The sequence below is a fragment of the Pseudomonas sp. genome, assembly GCF_050739935.1.
In the GTDB taxonomy this organism is placed as follows: domain Bacteria; phylum Pseudomonadota; class Gammaproteobacteria; order Pseudomonadales; family Pseudomonadaceae; genus Aquipseudomonas.
In genome coordinates this window covers 50,850-66,901 of the sequence record NZ_JBOICF010000084.1, presented here as the reverse complement: position 1 = coordinate 66,901, position 16,052 = coordinate 50,850, and the positions used below count along the sequence as shown (strand labels likewise).

At 59.2% G+C, this 16,052-nt stretch carries 13 protein-coding genes; 5 read left to right on the top strand and 8 right to left on the bottom strand.

The window, feature by feature from the left end; translation table 11 throughout:
* Positions 1 to 19: 19 nt before the first annotated feature.
* Genes ACRER8_RS16905 through ACRER8_RS16895 form a run of 3 tightly spaced genes read right to left on the bottom strand, consistent with a single transcriptional unit; the run spans position 20 to position 5,754 of the window.
* Positions 20 to 1,486, bottom strand: coding sequence for an AdeC/AdeK/OprM family multidrug efflux complex outer membrane factor (locus ACRER8_RS16905; protein ID WP_431747368.1), 1,467 nt, complete (start codon positions 1,484 to 1,486; stop codon positions 20 to 22).
* The gene (locus tag ACRER8_RS16900; RefSeq protein ID WP_431747367.1) at positions 1,483 to 4,611 is read right to left on the bottom strand and encodes an efflux RND transporter permease subunit; all 3,129 of its coding nucleotides are present in this window, start codon (positions 4,609 to 4,611) and stop codon (positions 1,483 to 1,485) included. The genes ACRER8_RS16905 and ACRER8_RS16900 overlap by 4 nt, the downstream gene beginning before the upstream one ends.
* A gap of 3 nt (positions 4,612 to 4,614) precedes the next feature.
* A complete protein-coding gene (locus ACRER8_RS16895; protein ID WP_431747366.1) occupies positions 4,615 to 5,754 on the bottom strand; it encodes an efflux RND transporter periplasmic adaptor subunit in 1,140 nt (379 codons plus the stop codon).
* A gap of 253 nt (positions 5,755 to 6,007) precedes the next feature.
* Between ACRER8_RS16895 and ACRER8_RS16890 the strand changes: the two genes are divergently transcribed.
* The gene (locus tag ACRER8_RS16890; RefSeq protein ID WP_431747365.1) at positions 6,008 to 6,676 is read left to right on the top strand and encodes a TetR family transcriptional regulator; all 669 of its coding nucleotides are present in this window, start codon (positions 6,008 to 6,010) and stop codon (positions 6,674 to 6,676) included.
* Between the two features lie 411 nt (positions 6,677 to 7,087).
* Here the strand turns inward: ACRER8_RS16890 and ACRER8_RS16885 are convergent, their stop codons facing one another.
* The 3 genes from ACRER8_RS16885 to ACRER8_RS16875 form a co-directional block, all read right to left on the bottom strand.
* A complete protein-coding gene (locus ACRER8_RS16885) occupies positions 7,088 to 8,596 on the bottom strand; it encodes an MDR family MFS transporter (protein ID WP_431747364.1) in 1,509 nt (502 codons plus the stop codon).
* A gap of 130 nt (positions 8,597 to 8,726) precedes the next feature.
* Positions 8,727 to 8,903: a hypothetical protein gene (locus tag ACRER8_RS16880; RefSeq protein WP_431747363.1), complete on the bottom strand. Its 177-nt coding sequence runs from the start codon at positions 8,901 to 8,903 to the stop codon at positions 8,727 to 8,729.
* Between the two features lie 213 nt (positions 8,904 to 9,116).
* The gene (locus ACRER8_RS16875) at positions 9,117 to 10,004 is read right to left on the bottom strand and encodes a LysR substrate-binding domain-containing protein (RefSeq protein WP_431747362.1); all 888 of its coding nucleotides are present in this window, start codon (positions 10,002 to 10,004) and stop codon (positions 9,117 to 9,119) included.
* A 159-nt stretch (positions 10,005 to 10,163) separates the two neighbouring features.
* Between ACRER8_RS16875 and ACRER8_RS16870 the strand changes: the two genes are divergently transcribed.
* Positions 10,164 to 11,801 carry a 5-guanidino-2-oxopentanoate decarboxylase gene (locus tag ACRER8_RS16870; protein WP_431747361.1) on the top strand — a complete coding sequence of 546 codons (1,638 nt, stop codon included), beginning with the start codon at positions 10,164 to 10,166 and terminating at the stop codon, positions 11,799 to 11,801.
* A complete protein-coding gene (locus ACRER8_RS16865) occupies positions 11,798 to 13,258 on the top strand; it encodes an aldehyde dehydrogenase family protein (RefSeq protein WP_431747360.1) in 1,461 nt (486 codons plus the stop codon). Before ACRER8_RS16870 ends, ACRER8_RS16865 begins: the two co-directional genes overlap by 4 nt.
* Here ACRER8_RS16865 and ACRER8_RS16860 read toward each other — a convergent pair whose 3' ends face one another.
* Positions 13,259 to 14,197, bottom strand: coding sequence for an AraC family transcriptional regulator (locus ACRER8_RS16860; protein ID WP_431747456.1), 939 nt, complete (start codon positions 14,195 to 14,197; stop codon positions 13,259 to 13,261).
* A 359-nt stretch (positions 14,198 to 14,556) separates the two neighbouring features.
* Here ACRER8_RS16860 and ACRER8_RS16855 point away from each other — a divergent pair, with 359 nt between their 5' ends.
* Together ACRER8_RS16855 and ACRER8_RS16850 are read left to right on the top strand one after the other, a co-directional pair.
* A complete protein-coding gene (locus ACRER8_RS16855) occupies positions 14,557 to 14,910 on the top strand; it encodes an antibiotic biosynthesis monooxygenase family protein (protein ID WP_431747359.1) in 354 nt (117 codons plus the stop codon).
* Positions 14,911 to 15,128: 218 nt separating this feature from the next.
* On the top strand, positions 15,129 to 15,368 hold the full coding sequence (locus ACRER8_RS16850; RefSeq protein WP_431747358.1) for a hypothetical protein: 240 nt from the start codon (positions 15,129 to 15,131) through the stop codon (positions 15,366 to 15,368).
* Here ACRER8_RS16850 and ACRER8_RS16845 read toward each other — a convergent pair whose 3' ends face one another.
* Positions 15,369 to 15,992: a flavin reductase family protein gene (locus tag ACRER8_RS16845; RefSeq protein ID WP_431747357.1), complete on the bottom strand. Its 624-nt coding sequence runs from the start codon at positions 15,990 to 15,992 to the stop codon at positions 15,369 to 15,371. It lies immediately after the preceding gene.
* Between the last annotated feature and the right edge of the window lie 60 nt (positions 15,993 to 16,052).

Sequence of the window (16,052 nt, the reverse complement as noted above, 5' to 3'; positions counted from 1 at the left end):
TTTTTTATTACACGTTGAATCAGAACATCCGCATCTCGGGAACATCGCCTGAGGTCGGCTTCTTCTCGCCTTGTGGGGTTTGCTCGTACCAGCCGCCACCCAGCGCCCGGTATAGATTCACCTCACTGCTCAACTGCGACAGACGATCGGTGATCAACGACTGCTGCGCGCTGAACAACTGACGCTGGGCGTCGAGGAAGGTCAGGTTGCTGTCGATTCCGATACGATAGCGACGCTCAGCCAGGCGGTAGTAATCCTGGTTGGCGTTAACGAAGTCGTTCTGCGCCTTGAGCTGATCAGTGAAGGTCTTGCGCGCAGCCAGGCCGTCGGATACTTCCTGGAAGCCCGTCTGAATCGCCTTTTCATAGTTGGCGACGCCGATATCCTTCTGGATCTTCGAATAGTCCAGGCTCGCACGCAGGCTGCCGGCATTGAAGATCGGCAGATTGATCTGCGGCTGGAACAGCCAGGTGCCTGAGCCGCCCTTGAACAGGCCGCTCAAATCACCACTCGCTGTCCCGGCACTGGCGGTCAGGCTGATGCTCGGGAAGAACGCCGCGCGTGCGGCACCGATGTTGGCGTTGGCTGCCTTCAGACTGTGCTCCGCCTGGAGGATATCTGGACGACGTTGCAGCAGCTCCGACGGCAGACCGGCAGGCATCTCGTTGAGCATGTCGGCACTCAGCGGTTGCGAAGCGGGCAGGTTGGCTGGCAACCCGGTGCCCAGCAACAGGACCAGGTTGTTTTCATCCTGCGCGACCAGACGCTGGTACTGCGCCAGTTTCACACGGGCGCTTTCGACTGACGTGCGTGACTGCGCCAGATCCAACGCCGAGGCGACGCCGACTTCATTGCTGCGCGAGGTCAGACGCAAGCTTTCTTCGAAGGCACCGAGCGTGTCCCGAGTCAGCTTCAATAACTCCTTGTCCGCCTGCCAGGTCAGATAAGCGTTGGCAACGTTGGCCACCAGGCTGATCTGTGTACTGCGACGGGCCTCTTCGCCAGCGAAGTAGGTTTCCAGAGCCTGCTCGCTCAGGCTGCGCACGCGACCGAACAGGTCTAGTTCATAGGCACTGATGCCCAGGCCGACCGAGTACTGGCTGGTAATACCCGCCTGGCCGGTCTGGGACAAGTCGCCCGGTACCCGCTGACGGATACCGGAAGCCTCGGCGGCAACCGCCGGGAACAAGTCCGCACGCTGGATGCGGTATTGGGCCCGGTAGGCGTCGATGTTCAACGCGGCGACACGCAGGTCGCGGTTATTGCTCAGCGACGTTTCAATCAACTGCTGCAGCGCCGGGTCGTGAAAGAACTGGCGCCAGCCTTGTTCGGCGGCTGCCTGGTTGGCCGCGTCGGTCGGCGAATACGCCGGCCCTTGCGGGTACTGGGCGGCCACCGGTGCTGCGGGCTGCTTGTAATCAGGGATCAACGAGCAGCCGCTGAGAACGATCGCGGTAACTGCCAGAGAGATCAGGGACTTGCTCATTGGCCAGCCTCATCGTGTGGGATGTGTTTCTGTTTGCTCTTGAACAACCCGGATACCGATACGAAGAACAGTGGTACCCAGAAGATCGCCAGAATGGTGGCGGTAATCATACCGCCGATCACGCCGGTACCGATCGAATGCTGACTGCCCGAACCTGCACCGGTGGAGATCGTCAGTGGCACCACGCCGAGGATGAACGCCATCGACGTCATCACGATCGGACGCAGACGCATCCGGCACGCTTCCACCGCTGCATCAATCAGCGATTTGCCCTGTTCGTGCAGCTCCTTGGCGAACTCGACGATGAGGATGGCGTTCTTCGCCGCCAGACCCACCGTCACCAACAGGCCCACCTGGAAGAACACGTCGTTGGACAGACCGCGCAAGCTGGTGGCCATCAGCGCACCAATCACACCCAGCGGAACGACCAGCAGAACGGCGATCGGAATCGACCAGCTTTCATACAGCGCTGCCAGACACAGGAACACGACGAGTACCGAGATCGCATACAGTGCCGGAGCCTGCGAACCGGAGAGTCGCTCTTCGAACGACAGACCGGTCCAGGAGTAGCCGATGCCTTGCGGCAGTTGCTGCGCCAGTTTCTCGATTTCCGCCATCGCATCACCGGTACTGTAGCCAGGGGCCGGAGTACCGAGGATTTCTTCTGCCGGGACACCGTTGTAACGCGACAGTTTCGGCGACCCGAATACCCACTCGCCGCCCGCGAAGGCGTCGAACGGAACCATGGTGCCGCTGGCGTTGCGCACGTACCACTTCTTCAGGTCTTCAGGGCTCATGCGCGATTTCGCATTACCCATGACATACACCTTCTTCACCCGACCGCGGTCGATGAAGTCGTTGACGTAGCTGCCGCCCATTGCCACCGACAGGGTGGTGTTGATGTCGGATTGGGTCACGCCGAGGGCGCGTGCTTTTTCGTCATCGATGATCAGCTGGTATTGCGGCTCGTCGGTCAGCCCGTTAGGACGCACACCGGCCAGGATCTTGCTCTGCGAAGCGAGGCCCAGCAGCTGATTACGTGCCTGCATGAGCTTCTCATGGCCCAGGCCCGCCTGATCCTGCAGATAGAAGTCGAAACCGGTGGCGTTACCCAGTTCCAGTACCGCAGGTGGAACAACGGCGAAGGACATCGCGTCGCGGAAACCGGCGAAGTGGCCTTGGGCACGTTTGGCAACTTCAAACACGCTGTTGGACGAATCACGATCTTCCCACGACTTGAGCATCACGAACGCCAGACCGGAACTCTGGCCACGGCCCGCGAAGTTGAAGCCGTTGACCGAGAACACTGAGTTGACGCCTGCATCGGTCATCAGGTATTCGCGCATTTTGGTCAGCGTATCTTGCGTCCGTTCGGCGGTAGAGCCGGGTGGCGTCTGCACCTGGGCGAAGATGATGCCCTGGTCTTCTTCAGGCAGGAACGCCGTCGGAATGCGAGTGAACATCCAGATCATGCCGCCGAAGATCAGCAGATAAACGAGGAATGCCGGGATTTTGTGGCGGATGACGTTGCCGACGCCACGCTCGTAGCTCAGTACACCGCGATCGAACGTGCGGTTGAACCAGCCGAAGAAACCTTTGCGCGGCTGACCGTGCTTTTCCGGATCGATCGGCTTGAGCAGCGTCGCACAGAGGGCCGGGGTGAAGACCAGCGCGACCAGAACCGAGAGCGCCATCGCAGACACCACGGTGATCGAGAACTGCCGGTAGATCACACCGGTGGATCCGCCAAAGAATGCCATTGGCAGCAACACCGCCGAGAGCACCATGGCGATACCGACCAGTGCGCCCTGGATCTGCTCCATGGACTTGCGCGTGGCGTCTCGGGGCGACAAGTGCTCCTCGGCCATCACCCGCTCGACGTTTTCTACCACAACGATCGCGTCGTCCACCAACAAACCGATCGCCAGCACCATACCGAACATGGTCAGGGTGTTGATGGTGAAACCGGCTGCCGCGAGGATACCGAAAGTACCCAGCAATACCACCGGCACGGTCATCGTAGTGATGAGGGTGGCGCGGAAGTTTTGCAGGAACAGGTACATCACCAGGAACACCAGGATGATCGCTTCACCCAAGGTGTGGACTACGCCGCTGATGGATTCTTTAACCACCGGGGTGGTGTCATACGGGTAGACGACTTTCATGCCCGGCGGGAAGAACGGTTCCAGACGATCCATGGTGGCGTGGATGGCCTTGGAGGTGTCCAGCGCGTTGGCGCCGGTCGCCAGCTTGATCGCCATACCGGATGCAGGTTTGCCGTTGAATTGCGCGTCGATGCTGTAGTTTTCACCGCCCAGGCCAATGCTGGCGACGTCTTTCAAGCGTACCTGAGAGCCATCCTGATTGACCTTGAGCAGAATGTCGCCGAACTGCTCGGCGGTTTGCAGGCGGGTCTTGCCAATGATAGTGGCGTTGAGCTGCTGGCCCTTGACCGCCGGCAGACCGCCGATCTGGCCGGAGGAGACCTGAACGTTTTGTGCGGTGATCGCGGACTTTACGTCAACCGGCGTCAGCTGAAAATTATTCAGCTTGTCCGGGTCGAGCCAGATGCGCATCGCGTATTGCGCACCGAACACCTGGAAGTCCCCCACGCCTGGCGTACGGGCGATCTGATCCTGGATATTGGACACGATGTAGTTGGACAAGTCTTCCTTGCCCATGCTGCCGTCTTCGGATACCAGGCCGACCACCAGCAGGAAGTTCTTCACTGCCTTGGTCACGCGCAGACCCTGCTGTTGCACCTCTTGCGGCAGCAGCGGGGTAGCCAGGTTGAGCTTGTTCTGCACCTGAACCTGAGCGATGTCGGGGTTGGTACCCTGGTTGAAGGTAACGGTGATGGTCATGCTGCCATCAGAGTTACTTTCCGACGAGATATAGCGCAGGTTGTCGATGCCGTTCATCTGCTGTTCGATAACCTGAACCACGGTGTCCTGCACGGTCTGTGCGGACGCGCCTGGGTAGGTCACCTGGATAGCGATGGCGGGTGGCGCGATGGCCGGATACTGGTTGATCGGTAGATTGAGGATCGACAGAGCCCCGACCAGCATGATCACGAGGGCAATTACCCACGCGAAAATGGGTCGGTCGATGAAAAACTTCGACATGGATCAATTACTCCCTTGGACGGGAGCCGGTGCGGCAGGTTTGATGTTGGTGGCTTCCGCTACCTTCACTTCAACGCCCGGCTTGACGTACTGCAGGCCTTCGGTGATGACGCGATCGCCCGCGCTCAGGCCTTTGTCGATCACCCAGTCGGTACCACTGGTGCGGCTGGCAACAAGCGTGCGTTGCTCGACTTTGTTGTCCTGATTGACAACCAGGGCTGTCGGAGTGCCTTTCAGATCGCGGGTGACGCCTTGCTGCGGCACCAGGATCGCCTTCTCGTTCACACCGGATTGCAGGCGAGCGTGTACGAACATGCCTGGCAGCAGCGTGTGATTAGGGTTGGGGAACACAGCGCGCAAGGTGACCGAGCCTGTGGTCTGATCAACCGATACTTCGGAGAACTCGAGTTTGCCCTCGACCGGGTACTGGCTGTTGTCTTCCAGGGTCAGCTTGACCTTGGCAGCGTTATCACCGGCCTTCTGCAGTTTGCCGCTTTCCAGCTCACGACGAAGGCGCAGCAGCTCGGTGGAGGACTGCACGACGTCCACATAGATAGGGTCCAGCTGTTGAATGGTTGCCATCGCATCGGCCTGACCGTTGCTGACCAGCGCACCCTCAGTGACCAGCGAACGACCTATGCGGCCGGAAATCGGTGCGTACACCTTCGTGTAGCGCAGATTGATTTCGGCGGTCTGCACGGCGGCCTGTGCTTCGCGCGCGTTGCCGACGGCGGTGTCGTATTCCTGACGGCTAACGGCTTGCTCGTTGATCAGTTGCTTGTAGCGGCCTGCCAGCGAATTGGTCGCATCGTAGGTCGCCTTGGCGCTATTGAGGTTGGCCTCATACACGGCAGGATCGATCTGATACAACTGCTGACCGGCCTTTACGTCCGTACCTTCAGTGAACAGTCGCTTGAGAATGATGCCGTTGACCTGCGGACGAACTTCGGCCACGCGAAATGCAGCGGTGCGTCCAGGCAGGTCTGATACCAGCGTATAAGGCTGGGGCTGAATGGTCACGACGCCGACCTGAGGGGGCGGTGGTGCAGCCGCGGCCGCGTCTTCCTTTTTACTGCATCCGCTGAGCAGCGATGCCAGGGCGGCGGCAGTGACCAGTACGGTAACAGCTGGCTTGAATTGCATGAAGATCCTCGGGTCAGGAGCCTGGGCTCATGAGAAGTGGAAGGGGCGTTAAATGGGTTCCGGCTGGATAAGTAGCAAGCTAATGAATATACTTACGTTCACGGTTGTTTGTAAACACCCACGGCTGCGACACCTGAACGCACCGAGGGCATCGATTGTAGGTGCGGGACAAGGCAATACAAAGGCCGCCCGACATGCTGTTCAGGCCACTCGACCCGAGAGCCTGAAGCATTTTCATTGAGGTTTTACTGCCATGGTTCGTCGCACGAAAGAAGAAGCTCAGGAAACGCGCAGGCAGATTCTCGAAGCCGCTGAGCAGGCTTTTTACGATCGTGGCGTAGCGCGAACGACGTTGGCAGACATCGCGACGCTTGCGGGGGTGACGCGCGGGGCCATCTACTGGCACTTCAGCAACAAGGCCGATCTGGTGCAGGCGATGCTCGACAGCCTTCATGAGCCATTGGAAGAAATGGCCCGGGCCAGCGAAAGCGCTGAGGAAACCGACCCGCTCGGTTGGACGCGAAAGCTGTTGGTGCGTTTGTTTCAACAAGTTGCCACGGACCCGAAAACCCGCCGCATCAATGAAATTCTTTTTCATAAATTCGAATTCACCGATGAAATGTGTGACATGCGGCGTCAGCGTCAATTCGTCTGGCTGGATGCCAATGAGCGTATCGCCCTGGGATTGAGCAACGCTGTGCGCCAAGGGCAACTACCCGCCAATCTAAACCCTCAACGAGGGGCCATCTGTCTGCATGCTTATGTACATGGCATTCTCGCCCAGTGGTTGTTGGTCCCGGAAAGCTTCCAACTATTCCTGGACGCCGAGCGCCTGGTCGATACAGTTCTGGACATGCTCCGATACAGTTGCGCCTTGCGAGACCCTGCTTGCGAGTCCGCGTCGGGTGCGACTAACGGATGAGTGGTACATGCTTGATCCTGCGCAAGGAAGATTCGCCTTGCTCTTCAGACAAGCGACTATAACCGCGTGGCGGTTAGCCTGCATCTATACATTTGTTCATGCGGCTTGAACAGGTGGTTTACTTAGCCTTTACTCAAATCCTTATGCGTATTCAGTAATGCGACAGGCTGACATGTTCGAACCGTGGCTGGCGCGGCGCAGGCGAATATGAATACCGTTGGCGCAGCGCGATGACCGGCAAGATCGAACACATACACGCGTATATGCGCAAAGCGGGGCATTTTCTGGTGGCGGTGGGTATTGCAGCGGTTGATCCTTTTTCATGCGTCTTATAGCAGTCCGGCTTGCTGGCGGTGGCGATCGACATTTCGTTTCGCCAGCAACCGGACTGTTAATGCAGGTGAAACCGATTTACCGATCCTTGTCTTCTCGTCCACGAAGCAGGTGATTTGGCATCGCCAGGGCCGCGGCCAGACCAAGCAGCGAAACTGCGGCGCTGGTCATCAGCAAATGCTGGAACGTCATCGAAAGCTGTCCGCGCAACAATTCCAGTGCCGGACCGCTTACATCGTGCAGGCTGTCCATCAACAGGTTGCCGGAGCTACCTTCGCCGACCATCGTCCCGCCAGCGGTTTGGCCGAGTCCGGACCCCGCGAGCATGGCCAGCAACAGGGCCGACATGCTGGCGACACCTACTGCGCCACCCAGTGAGCGAAACAGGTTGGTGGTGCTGGTAGCCACGCCCATGTCTTTCATCTCCACCGAGTTCTGCGTGCCCACCAGTGAAGTCGGGAATTGCAGACCGCTGGCGATGCCGGTCAGCACCATGAACAATCCGGTCAGGATCACCGACTGCGGCGGCGTGAAGGCAATTCCCAGAACGGCCAGCGGCATTAACAGGGCTCCGGTCAGGATGATGGGTTTGTAGCGACCCGTGAGCGAGGTGCGTCGACCGCCGAAGTACGCGCCCATGGGCATGCCTATCGCCAATGGCATAAGGTGCAGGGCCGCGCTGTCTGCGCCGCCGCCGGTCACGGTCTGGAAACGCAATGGCAGCAGTACGATCAATGAAATCGCTTGAAAACTGGTGAAGAAAATCGTGCACCAGCACAACACTGCGCTGCGGTTGGCAAATAAGTGCATTGGCAGCAGCGGTTCGCGGGTGCGGCGCTCGTATGTCACGAAAAATACCAGCGCCAACAATGCCACGCCCAACTGAATGAGCACATGCTGATCACTCCAGCTGTGACCCTGACCGATTTCAGTGATGCCGAGCAGCAAGGCGGTGAGGCCGATGATCATCAATACCGTACCAAGATAATCGATGATCGGCTTGCGTTGCGGCACTGGCAGACCGATGAGTGTCTGCCGTGCGACCCACCAGGCAACGAACCCCAGAGGCAGATTGATAATGAACACCCAGCGCCACGACAAATACTCGGTCATGAATCCGCCGAGCACCGGTCCCGCTACGCTGGCGGCTGCATACATGCCGCTGAAATAGCCTTGATAGCGACCGCGCTCACGAGGCGGCACGATGTCCCCGATGATTGCCTGGCTGACCGACACCATCCCGCCCGCGCCGATGCCTTGCAGCACCCGCGCCAGCACCAGTTGTTCCATGCTTTGAGCCATCGCGCAGAACAGCGAGGCGAGGGTGAACATGCCCAGCCCGAACAGCATCAGACGTCTTCGTCCGTAAAGATCGCCCAGTTTGCCGTAGATCGGCACGGCGACGGTCAGGGCAACCATATAGGCTGAAATGACCCAGGCCAGAAGGTCGAAATCCTGAAATTGGGCAGAGATGGCGGGCATCGAGACCGCAACGATGGTCTGATCCAACGCGCTGAGAAAGACGGCCATCATCAGCGCGAAGAGAATGCTGCGGATGTCCGGGCGGGTTTGGTTGAGGCTGGTCACGAATGGAGACTCGCACTGGCAGGTTGACCCGCCGAAAACTCTGCGGGAAAAGTGCGCCCAGTCTAATCCGTTAGCTTGCTAATCGATAGCTGGCTTAATCGATTCACGCAGCCCCAAAAACGCCGAGAGATCATCGTAATGCGCTGAAGCTGGCATCGGTCGGGATGCAGTGGCCGAAGGTGCAGACCACCGCCATGCGAGGCGCCTGGCGCAACTGCTCGATTCTGTAGGCGCCCGCCGCGTAGATACTCAGTACGGTCACGACAGCGACTACGTAAACGCATTGTCTTTTTATTGTGGTTTTCATGACGCATACCTCGATCCGGTTAAAAATTATTTTTTTGACGGACAAGGTAAGTGTAGGTCGGTATGCCGGCAGGAGCGCAGCCGCAGGGATTGAATGTTTTTATCGGTGACCGGGGCCGGGCGCCGTAATGGTGATGGAACTAAACCCGATTGCACGCAGCGTCTTTTGTAGCCGCGTGGTTTGCCGGGTGAGCTTCATTGATACATCACGCCGCTAAGGCTTGCGGGTCGCCGCTTGGGCGAGTAACCAGTTCAGCAATTGGCGCAATTGCGGCGTCGGTTCCTCGCGATTCGGATAGACGAAGTAATATGCCGCGCCTGTCTTCAACTTGAGATCGAATGGGGTAACCAGGCGCCCGGTGCTGAGGTCTTCGCCGATCAAAGACCAGTCACCCATCGCAACCCCTGAACCTTGAGACGCAACGGTCATCGCCAAGTCCATGGTGTCGAAGTGTTGTCCTTTGCCGACATTACTCAACCGTGTTCCTGCGGCCTTCAGCCAGTGCGTCCAATCCTGCTCATCCAGTGTGGGATGCAGCAGCATGTGTTGTTCCAAGTCACTGAATTGCTCAAGCGGCCGTGATCCATCGACCAGGGACTGTGCGCAGACGGGCGTCAGCTGTTCGTCGAACAGGTGATGCACATGCAGTGAATCGTCGGGACTTGCGCCATAGACAACAGCCGCGTCGAACCGCTCGCGACGGAAGTCCACATCATGCGCAATGGTCGTGGTCAGCTCGACAGGCACATCCGGACGCTCCTGTTGCCATTGCAAAAGACGTGGCAAGAGCCAGCGAGTGATGCAAGTCGGCGCTTTGAGTTGCAAGGTCTGTTGCCCAGTCCCTACCTGATCCACCGCTTCCTCGATCAAGCCGAAGACCTGCTCGATCCGCGGAAAGAAGTCGCGACCCTGGGCGGTCAGGCTCAATCCCCGGGCCTGCCGATGAAACAGCCGAAACCCCAAGTGGCTTTCCAGCCCGGAAATCTGCCGGCTGACGGCGCCTTGAGTGATGTGCAGCAACTCCGCCGCGCGCGTGAAATTGCAGCATCGCGCCGTGATCAGGAAGGTGTGCAGAGCGGGCAGGGGCGGCAGACGTTTCATGGGTGGTCGCAGGCATGATCTGAGGACATGGCTAAGCATGACATTTTTTGCATTGTCACTGGTATCTCCTGCCGGTTCCAATGATCGCCATGTTGGCGCTATCGGCGTAAGCCTGTGAGCGCCTTCGAAACAATTCAGGAACGAACAAGGGGTCCAGACATGGCAACGTGCGGCGAAGTGTTAGTCAAGCTACTTGAAGGCTATGGAGTCGAGCGGGTGTTCGGCATTCCCGGTGTGCATACCGTGGAGCTGTACCGCGGGCTGGCCAGTTCCTCGATCAACCACATCACCCCGCGACATGAACAGGGCGCCGGTTTCATGGCTGACGGCTATGCGCGTACCAGCGGCAAGCCAGGTGTGTGCTTTATCATTACCGGACCCGGCATGACCAACATCACCACCGCCATGGGCCAGGCCTACGCCGACTCGATCCCGATGCTGGTGATTTCCAGCGTTCAGTCGCGTAGCCAACTGGGCGGCGGCCGCGGCAAGCTGCACGAATTGCCGGCGCAAGGGGCACTGGTTGCAGGCGTCGCCGCGTTTTCGCATACCTTGATGTCCGCTGCCGAGTTGCCGTCGGTCTTGGCTCGCGCTTTCGCGCTGTTCCAGGCAGGCCGTCCGCGTCCGGTTCATATCGAAATTCCACTGGACGTACTGGTGGAAAATGCGGACGACCTGCTCGACAGCCAGCCGGTGTTCGTCTCCCGCGCCGGCCCTGCGCCTGCCGCGATCGCACAGATGGCCAACCTCCTGGCCAGCGCCAAGCGTCCATTGATCCTGGCCGGTGGCGGCGCCATCGATGCCGCCGCGGCGCTAACGCGGTTGGCAGAGAAACTGGACGCGCCCGTAGCGCTCACGATCAATGCCAAAGGCATGCTGTCGTCCAGCCATCCACTACTGATCGGCTCGACGCAGTCCCTTGATCCAACGCGGGAGATCATCGAAGGCGCCGATGTGGTGCTGGCCATTGGCACCGAGCTGGCGGAAACCGATTACGACATCACTTTTCAGGGGCACTTCAAGATTCCCGGTGCGCTACTGCGCATCGACATCGACCCGGACCAGACGGTGCGCAATTTCCCGCCGAAAGTAGCGCTGGTGTCTGACGCGCAAACCGCCGCTGAAGCATTGCTGGCTGCATTGAACGAGCGCGATCTAGCCGAGCGTGACAATGACTGGGGCCACAAACGCGCCGCTGCGCTGAAAGCCACGCTGGGCGCCTCCTGGGATGAAGCTACGCGCGGGCAGACACTTTTCCTGCAAACCGTGTTGGAAGTTCTTCCCGAGATCGTCATCGTTGGCGACTCGACTCAACCGGTCTACACCGGCAATCTGACGCTGGATCTGGACGAGCCTCGGCGCTGGTTCAATTCCTCCACCGGCTACGGCACCCTCGGCTATGCCTTGCCTGCTGCGATCGGTGCCTGGCTCGGCAGTCAGGATGCGGGGCAGCGTAACCCCGTGGCCTGTCTGATCGGTGACGGCGGTCTGCAGTTCACCCTGTCGGAACTGGCGAGCGCAGTGGAAGCGCACACGCCGATCATCGTTCTTTTGTGGAATAACCAGGGTTACGAAGAGATCAAGAAATACATGGTCAACCGCGCCATCGAACCGGTCGGGGTGGACATCTATACCCCGGATTTCATTGGTGTCGCCAAGTCACTGGGCTGCGCAGCTGAAGCGGTCAGCGGCGTCGAGCAATTGAAAGCGGCCTTGAATGCGGCGAAGGAGCGTCAGGGGCCGAGCGTCATCGAAATCGATCAGCGCGGTTGGATGAATGGATTGAAAGCATCATGAATGAGGCGACTGTGTTGAGTACGGTTTTGGCAGGTCTGTACATCGACGGACAATGGCGTGCCGGTGGCGAGCGGCTGACGGTAACCAATCCATCGACTGAAGAACAGCTGGCGATTGTCACAGGTGGCGATGCCCGTACGGTGGATGAGGCGGTGCAAGCCGCGCAAGCCGCATTTGGCGCCTGGTCGAAAACTACGGGGGCCGCACGGGCGATGATTCTTCGCAAGATTGCCAGTGGTGTGGCGGCGCGCCGCGAACACCTGATGGCCCTGCAGTCAAGCAATAACGGCAAGCCAGGTTTCGAAGCCGCTATCGATGTTGATGACGTGATCGCCACCTTCAACTACTACGCCGATCTGGCGGAGGCAGCCGACGGCCAGCAGAATCGTGCAGTCGAGTTGCCGAGCGAAGCGTTCAGCGCGCGGCTGCGGCGTGAGCCTTGTGGTGTGGTCGGGTTGATCGTGCCATGGAACTTCCCGATGGTCACCACCGCATGGAAGCTCGCGCCGGCACTGGCCGCCGGTTGCTGCGTGCTGCTCAAACCTTCGGAAGTCACACCGTTGGCGGAACTGGAACTGGCGCAAATCATTGCTGGCAGCGGCCTGCCGACGGGTGTGTTCAACCTGATCTGCGGCACGGGTCTGGCGGTCGGCGCGCCCATGTCCGCGCATCCCGGTATCGCCAAGGTGTCCTTCACCGGCAGCAACGCGGTCGGGGTACAAGTGATGCAGCGCGCGGCAGAAACGATAAAAGGCGTGAGTCTGGAATTGGGCGGCAAGTCATCGTTGCTGGTCATGGCTGATGCCGATCTGGATCTGGCGGTGGAGCTTGCCAGTGGCGGCGGTTATTTCAACGCCGGGCAAATGTGCTCGGCCACCAGTCGGGTGCTGGTGGCGCAGGATCTGTTGGAGCCGTTTCTGCAGCGCATCGTCGCCAAGGCGCAGTCGATCAAGGTCTCAGGCCCCTTGGAAGAAGGCAGCGAAATGGGGCCATTGGTCAATCATGCGCAATATCAGCGGGTGATCAATCACATCGAGGCCGGGAAAGAAGCCGGCGCGCATCTGCTGTGCGGTGGCAAACGCCCGACGGCACAGCCTCGTGGTTACTTTCTTGAGCCTGCCGTATTCAGTCAAGTGCCCTTGGACAGCGCGCTTTGGCGAGAGGAAATCTTCGGGCCGGTTCTATGCGTGCGCGGATTCAGCAGCGAAGCCGAGGCCATTGCGCTGGCCAACGACACCCAGTTTGGATTGGTGGCCAGTGTGGTCAGCGGCGACAGCGAAACAGCCGATCGCATCGCCAATGCCTTGCATGCAGGGCTGGTGTGGATCAACGCGCCGCAGGTGATTTTCCCGCAGACCGCCTGGGGCGGCTACAAGCAGAGCAGCCTGGGACGCGAGCTAGGGCCGTGGGGCATGCAGGCATTTCAGGAGATCAAGCACGTGGTGCGCGCGCTCTGATCAGACCGTCTTGCGCAGGCGCGCCAGGTCCCGCAAGGGTGGCGCGCCGAACAGGCGACTGTATTCGCGGCTGAATTGAGAGGGGCTTTCATAGCCCACCCGATAACCGGCTGCCGACGCCTCAATTCCGTCAGCCAGCATCAGACGCCGCGCCTCCTGGAGCCTCAGCTGTTTCTGATACTGCAACGGGCTCATGGCCGTCACCGCCTTGAAACGGTGGTGCAGCGTGGAAACGCTGAGGTTCACTTCGCGAGCCAGTTCTTCAATGCGCAACGGTTGCTGAAAATTTTCGTTCAGCCACTTGATCGCCTGGGTAACGCGATGAGTCTGGCAATTGGCGATGGCGATTTCGTACAAACGGTAGCCTTCACTCCCACGCAGCAGACGGTAAAGGATTTCCCGAGTGATCAGCGGCGCCAGCATGGGTATGTCCTTCGGACTGTCCAGCAGGCGAATCAGGCGGATGACCGCGTCCAGTAACTGCGAGTCGATGCGCTCGACATACATCCCGCGGCCGCTGGGACGGGTCGGCACGCTCATAGGACCGGCTTCCGCGATCAGAGCGTTGATGTCGGCCGGATCAATATCGAGACGCATGGCCAGGTGCGGGTCTTCGGGCGTGGCATAGACGACCTTGCCGCTGATCGGCATTGCCACCGACAGCACCAGATAATTGAGTGGATCATAGGTAAACAATTCGCCACCCAGGGTTACGTCCTTGCGGCCTTGGGCCATGATGCAAAGTGCAGGCTGTACTAATCCCGGTACCGACTGCAGCGGGCGGTCATGCCGAACCATGAACAGCGACTTGATCACGGTCTGGAAACTGCCATCGGCGGGCGCATGACGACGGATCAGCTCTGCGAGTTCGGCACGCTGTTGCTCCATGTGAGCGCTAAGTTCGGGCCTGGGCAGGATGACTGGCAAGACGTCCGGCATGGCGGCAGCCGCAGCGGTTGGCAACATGGGAATTCCTCTAGCGAAGCATCGATGCGACACAGCTTATTTTTGTGCAAGCGCAAGTGGTAGGCGAATCCTGTCGGATGATTGCCTGATTCTGCAGCAACGTCACTCGGTGGGCGACGAAACGCGCTGTTCGGCGGTGCAGATTGCTTGAAAGTCCGATCTGCAATACGGTGAGCTCGCCATGCAAAGGAGGGCGGTCGAAATGAAAGTTGCGCAGAATCAGGCAATAACCGGGCAGTAATCGGCTATCGGGCGTTGCGTCCTGGCCACTAATCTTCACTCCTGGCCGCAGCGCCTTCTTCAATTGCGGCCGATCAAAAGGAGCACAGATCATGCACAGCACTTCCGTCGTGACCCATCTCGTATCCCTTCGCGCCAGCGCCGGAAACAGTGCGCATCTGGGCGCGCGCTTGAGCACTCTGATCGGCACATCTTCCAGGGCCGCGGGTTGCCTGCACTTCGCGCTGCAGAAGTCCATGACCGAAAACGATGTATGGTTGCTCAGCGGGGTATGGGCGGATAAATCGGCGATGACTGACTGGTTTGCCGCGCCGGAACTCAAGATCTTTTCCGAGTTGGTGACCGCCAGGCTGGTGAGCAGCCTGGATTTTCAGACATTCGCCAGTGTGACCGCAGCCCAAGCTGAGGCAGCGTATGAGGGTCCGTGTGCGCGGATGGCGGGTTGAGTGGCTTTTGGCGCTCTTCTCCGGGAACGAATTGATTCGTAATACATAGGAGCTCCATCGTCGCCCCCTTGGCATCTGTCGTGGTTTTCGCGAATGAATTCGCTCCCACAGTGACCTTCGCCGCTCGAAGTTCGAGCACATACCGAAAAATCAGCGGCTGTTTCCATCCCTCAGGTTTAAAATCCTCGCCTTTCCTTTCAAGGCAGGACCTTTCCTATATGGCACGCAAAGAATTCCAGCATTACGAAGCCGTTTCCGCTGCTGTTCCCGGTGATGAAGGCTACAGCGCCGCGATTGCGGTCAAGGGCCTGGGGGCGGGCGGTGCGCCAACTTTCCATCGAGTGCTCCACGATCAGACATTCAAGACGGCGCTGGCCGCCGATCAAGCCGCCGTCGATGAGCTGGAGCGGCTGATCGACGTGACGTCCGAAGGCGAACTGATGTTCGCTCAGGATTGATCAGGCTTTTGGCCGGTACATCTTGAACAGCGACTCAGGGCTCAACTGGAAATAATCAGCCGGGCCACCGCCGCGCAGGATCGGTTCCCCCGCTGCGGTGTCGTAGATGCCATCTTTGAGCAGCCGTTTGGCGATATGAATCGCTACCACTTCCCCCAGAATCAACCAGCTCGGCACCACCTCTTTGTCGGCGCGCTGCAGCTGGATGATCTGCGTCACCTTGCACTCGAATGCCACCGGCGTCTCTTTCACCCGTGGAACCGAGATGATGCGCGAGGGTTCAGCTGTGAGATTAGCCAGTTCGAACTCGTTCACGTCCGCTGCTACCGGGGCGCAACTCATGTTCATTTGTTCGGCGAGCGGGCGGGTGGCCAGGTTCCAGACGAATTCTCCGGTCTGTTCGATGTTGTTTAGACTGTCTTTGCGACCAACGCTGCAGAAGCCGACGATCGGCGGGACGTAGTTGAAGGCGTTGAAAAAGCTATAAGGGGCGAGGTTGAGTTTGCCCTCGGCGTCATGGGATGAGATCCAGCCGATAGGGCGCGGGCCGACGATGGCGTTGAATGGGTCATGGGGCAGACCGTGGCCCTTGGAAGGTTCGTAGAAATGAATCTCATCTGACATGGCGGCGTTTCCTGAGAGGTTGAGTCGACAGGGGGCAGCTGCCTGTCGGATATCGAGGCC